The 4,333-nt window shown below is 47.9% G+C and carries 3 protein-coding genes and 1 pseudogene; all 4 read right to left on the bottom strand.

What is annotated here, in order from left to right; all coding sequences use genetic code 11:
- Window positions 1–188: 188 nt before the first annotated feature.
- Window positions 189–635: a protein-disulfide reductase DsbD domain-containing protein gene (locus ACTHMC_RS14685; RefSeq protein ID WP_440414097.1), complete on the bottom strand. Its 447-nt coding sequence runs from the start codon at window positions 633–635 to the stop codon at window positions 189–191.
- Window positions 636–648: 13 nt separating this feature from the next.
- Complete coding sequence (locus ACTHMC_RS14680) at window positions 649–2,079, bottom strand: FG-GAP repeat domain-containing protein (RefSeq protein WP_440414095.1); 1,431 nt, start codon at window positions 2,077–2,079, stop codon at window positions 649–651.
- A 4-nt stretch (window positions 2,080–2,083) separates the two neighbouring features.
- Window positions 2,084–3,487, bottom strand: coding sequence for a RagB/SusD family nutrient uptake outer membrane protein (locus ACTHMC_RS14675; RefSeq protein ID WP_440414093.1), 1,404 nt, complete (start codon window positions 3,485–3,487; stop codon window positions 2,084–2,086).
- A 10-nt stretch (window positions 3,488–3,497) separates the two neighbouring features.
- Window positions 3,498–4,333, bottom strand: a pseudogene (locus ACTHMC_RS14670) (hypothetical protein); the annotation flags it as partial.

The raw sequence follows: 4,333 nt of genomic DNA, 5'->3' as shown, positions 1-4,333 counted from the left end.
GCGAGTGACGGATATTCCGTCGCCTGCGGCGACACGGTGCCCGCCGGATGCGAGCAAATAGAAGTCACTCGCGGGGACGCGAGCGACTGGGCACAGCAAAATAAAATGGGGCTAACCTTTGATGTGCCCCCAAAAAGTTAGTCTAACTTTTTGGGGGCACATCACTTTCTGGTCAGCCCCACGAGGGCTTATTTTCCTTTCTTCAATTCCACACTGAACATTTTTTCATCAGGAGGGAAGCACATCTCTTCATTGCAGGCCTGGTACACCAATATACCTTTGATCCGCGCTGGCCCTTGCTTCGGTTTGCCAAGCAACCTGAACACAACAGCATGCCCATCTCCCCTGTACACTTCTCCACCTCCTTCCATACTGGATTCAGACCAGTTCGGTTCCTTCAGATCTTTCAGCCCTGCCGGCAGGCTGTCTATGATCAGCTTCATACCTGAGTACCCCTGCGTTTCATTGAGCAGGGAAGGAGCATATACATGCATGCCCGGAGCTATATCAAAAAGAAGTTTTACCAAAATGGTGTCGCCCTTTCTTTCTACAACTGCTTTATAGCTGATCGCATCCTGCGCCATCACGGTAGCGACAGCGCAATACAGCAAAGCGAATAATATCCATTTTTTCATACCCTGTTCCTGTTTATTTCTTTCCTAAAAAAACATATACATAACCCACATGCTTAAGCGTATTGTATTCAGGTTTTACATAGGCGGCGTTGTACATCTTTTCCTTTGAATTGTATTTACGGTTGGAGTTGTACTCAGCTTCAGAAATCCCGAGTTTCATCCGGAACTTTTCTGCTTCATTCATTCTCCGCTCCAGGTCCTTCTTATATTCCTTCGTATAATACCCCGGATTCAGTTGATAGATACCTGTTTCCAATTCCCATTTCCAGGATAACTCTGCATCAAACTGATCGTTGCGGGTAGCGAGGGCCGTTCCCATCACCACATCCATCACGCCATCTCCATTCCAGTCTGTAATGCTGATGGCAGGATGACTCCCGGGCAGTGCCTTGCCGCCATCTTTCGCTTTCAGCAAAGGAACTCCTCTGTGGAAGCGGTATTCTCCATTTTGTTTAACGCCTTTGTAGAACATGATGGCCTCACCTTTGTTCCCCAGGTAACCGAAAGTGGAAAGGAGGTCCAGCACACCATCATTGTCCCAGTCAAACAGCACGGGATTGGCAGCGCCACCCGTTGTATCTCCCAGTTCATAAGAGCCCATTGGTTTGCCATCTGTATGTAACAGGGGTTGTCTGAGCCCGAATTTCGGTTGCTCCTTCGTTCCGATATTCTTGCTGAACCTGAACTGGCTCCCGCCGATCACCAGGTCCACCAGTCCATCCCCTGTCAGGTCTGCTGTTGCCACCGTATTGTAGTACCAGTATTTATCACTCTCGGGGTTGAATTTATCCTTCAGCGTTAAATCCTTTTTACCCTGCGGATCTCCTTCCTGGAAAAGCCTTTCGCCGGGAAGAAATCCTTTTTTGGTGCCACGGAACCAGATGATATCGCCAGGATAGTATTGCCCGGCAACGATATCCATTTCCCCATCCTGGTCCAGGTCAACAAAAGTGGGCTTGAAGCCCATACAGCAAAACTCCCACAGGGATAAAGGCGTTCCATAACCCTTATGAACATCCCCTCTCAGGTATGAAAATTTTTCGCTGAATTGCAGTTTGCCTTCTCTGGAGATATTCGGGTATACGCGTATGAAATTACCCACAGCATTTCCATGTTCCAGTCCGGAACCGAATTCTCCGATCAGCAGGTCTTTATTACCGTCTCCGTCAATATCCCGCAGTTCGGGGTAAGCCCAGCCCATGCCCCTGGCTTCAACAGGACCGGATCCGGTTTCAACCAGTATCGGAGCCGTAAGGGTAGGAGCCCCTTTTATCGTAGCAAAACTGAGGGCCGGAAATTCTTTGGCAGACAGGTGCATTCTGGCTTTTATCTGTTCTTCCGTAGATAGCTTTTGGATAGGGATCTTTTGTGCTTTCACGTCGTTGAACGAGCACAGTGAGGCGATGCAGCCTGCGGCTGCAGCAAACAGAAAATGTCTTTTCATGGCTTTAATTTAAATTGGGATTGAGCAGTTTTTGTTTTTCTGAGATAGGAAAGTCGATGTCTTCGTCAGTCCAGTTTTGTTTCTTTGGACCAAGCACCTGTGTGATGGTACCGGAGCGTTTGAGATCGAAGTAACGGTGAGATCCCTCACAAAAGAATTCAACCCTTCTTTCTTTGAGAATGGCTGTCCGCAGGGATGATTTATCAGCAGCGGGAGTGCCACCGAGATTGGCTTTGCTGCGGATGGCATCCAGGTCTTCCTGCGCGCCGGTGAAGTTCTCCCGTTCTGCCCGGGCTTCCGCCCTGATGAGGTAGAGCTCGCTCAGACGGATTGCTATAGAGAGCTCGGTTGAAGCGGAAGCAAGTGTATTCCTTTCTTTGTATTTGTTTACATACGACCAGGTTTTGCCTCCCAGGCTGAACTGTCCAACCCAATTGCTTCTTCGTTTGTCACCTGCTTCAAAACTGTTCAACAGGTCATCGGTCAATGCACCGTACCCTGTGTTGGTCTCAGGCGACACAAAAAGGACATAATAAACTGCTTCAGTGGTAGGAGTACCAGTATTGGATTCGGCAAATTGCCAGATGGTTTCCTTTGAGCCTTTCAGAAAGGTTTTGGAAATATCAGTTTCGAGCTGGTAAGTACCGGTAGCGGAAATAACTTCAGTGGCCATATTTTCCGCTTTCTCCCATTGTTTGGTATACAGGTATATCTGAGCAAGAAAAGCTTCTGCTACTTTTTTATTCACCCGCACCCTGTCTGCTGTCGGATAGTTCACGGGCAATAAGGAGGCAGCCAGTTCAACATCTTTCTGCACCAGTTCAAATACTTTTTCCTTCGGCAGTTTTTCCGCATTGGTACTCTCCACATAATTGATGCTGGTGATATACGGAACGGCTCCGAAAGTATTGGCGAGGCGCCAGTGCAGCAATGCGCGCAGGAACAAAGCTTCCCCTTTTAACTGGTTACTTTGATCAGCCGACATTGATTCCGGATTCTCCATGCCAACAATCACCCTGTTGGCCTTGTAAATGGCGCTGTAGGGAGCATCCCAGTGCCTGGTGAGAAGGCTTTCATCCTTGTCTGTGACCATGGCATTGTAAAACTTAAAAAGGGCGTAAGTTGGATCCACTGAATAGGTGATCATATCATCAACGTAGAACGGATAATCGCGGGAGCAACCTACAGTTACACTGTAATTGTCTCTCACGTCGATATATACCTGCAATACAGCAGTTTCTGCCGTTTTGAAATCTTTGAACACCAGCGAGTCCAGCAACTGGTTCCTGGGACTACCCACGTCCACGAATTTTTCGCAGCTGCTGAAACATACGATCAGCAGCAGGAACAGGGGAAGCCGGACGAGAAGCGCTTGCCTTTTAATGGAAATATGTTTGAATGCATTCATGATGCCTGTATTAAAAAGTTAAGGTTGCCCCGAAGGTGATGGTCCTTAAAGAGGGCAGATAATTGAATTCTGTTTCAGGATCAGCACCGGGATAATCGGTAATGGTCAACAGGTTCTGTCCCTGCAGGAAAAACCTGCAGCCGATCTGTGTTTTACCCAGTTGAGGAAGATTGTAGGAAAGTGATGCATTCCTCAGCTTTACATAATTGGCTTTCATCGGCCCGAGGTCAGAATTGTAACTCAGGTTATGGGCGTTGGACACAGCCGTGTTGGAGTTGGAGGTGGCCCGTTGGTATTTTCCTGCTTTCTGTCCGGGTATGGAGCGGTCAGTAAAAACTGCAGGCTGATTGCTCATGCCGCCGGTCACAATTGTACTATAGGTGATATACCGTTTGTTTTGCTCAACATAATGAAAGAAGAAATCGAGGCTCCAGTTTTTATAGCTGAACTGATTGCTCATACCGGCAGTGAAGAAAGTGCCGAGCCTGCCGATACCCAGCCTGTCAGCTATATTGTACGCACCGTCTTTATTGATATCCGCGAAAGTGTAGACACCAGTATTGAAGTCTATACCTGTAAACTGGTATAGTCTGGTAATGTTCAGGGGCTCACCTACCACATACCTGCTGGCATTGGTGGAATACTCCAGGCCGGGATAAGAAATGAGTTTGTTCCTCGGGACCGATGCATTGAAACTGGTCCTCCATTTGAAATCCTTTTTACTGATCTTGACAGTGCTCAGTTCAAACTCCCATCCTGCATTTTCAATAACGGCATCGATGTTCTGCAGCACTTCACTGAAACCGGTATTGGTGGGCAGGGGATAGGAGAGCAGTTGATTGCTGG

It is taken from the genome of Pseudobacter sp., assembly GCF_051955275.1.
Taxonomy (GTDB): Bacteria; Bacteroidota; Bacteroidia; order Chitinophagales; family Chitinophagaceae; genus Pseudobacter.
This window is presented reverse-complemented; position numbering and strand designations above follow the sequence as displayed.

Excerpts from the sequence above, each read along its gene's own strand:
- ACTHMC_RS14685 (WP_440414097.1), bottom strand. The coding sequence starts at position 635 with ATGAAAAAATGGATATTATTCGCTTTGCTGTATTGCGCTGTCGCTACC.
- ACTHMC_RS14680 (WP_440414095.1), bottom strand. The coding sequence starts at position 2,079 with ATGAAAAGACATTTTCTGTTTGCTGCAGCCGCAGGCTGCATCGCCTCA.
- ACTHMC_RS14675 (WP_440414093.1), bottom strand. The coding sequence starts at position 3,487 with ATGAATGCATTCAAACATATTTCCATTAAAAGGCAAGCGCTTCTCGTC.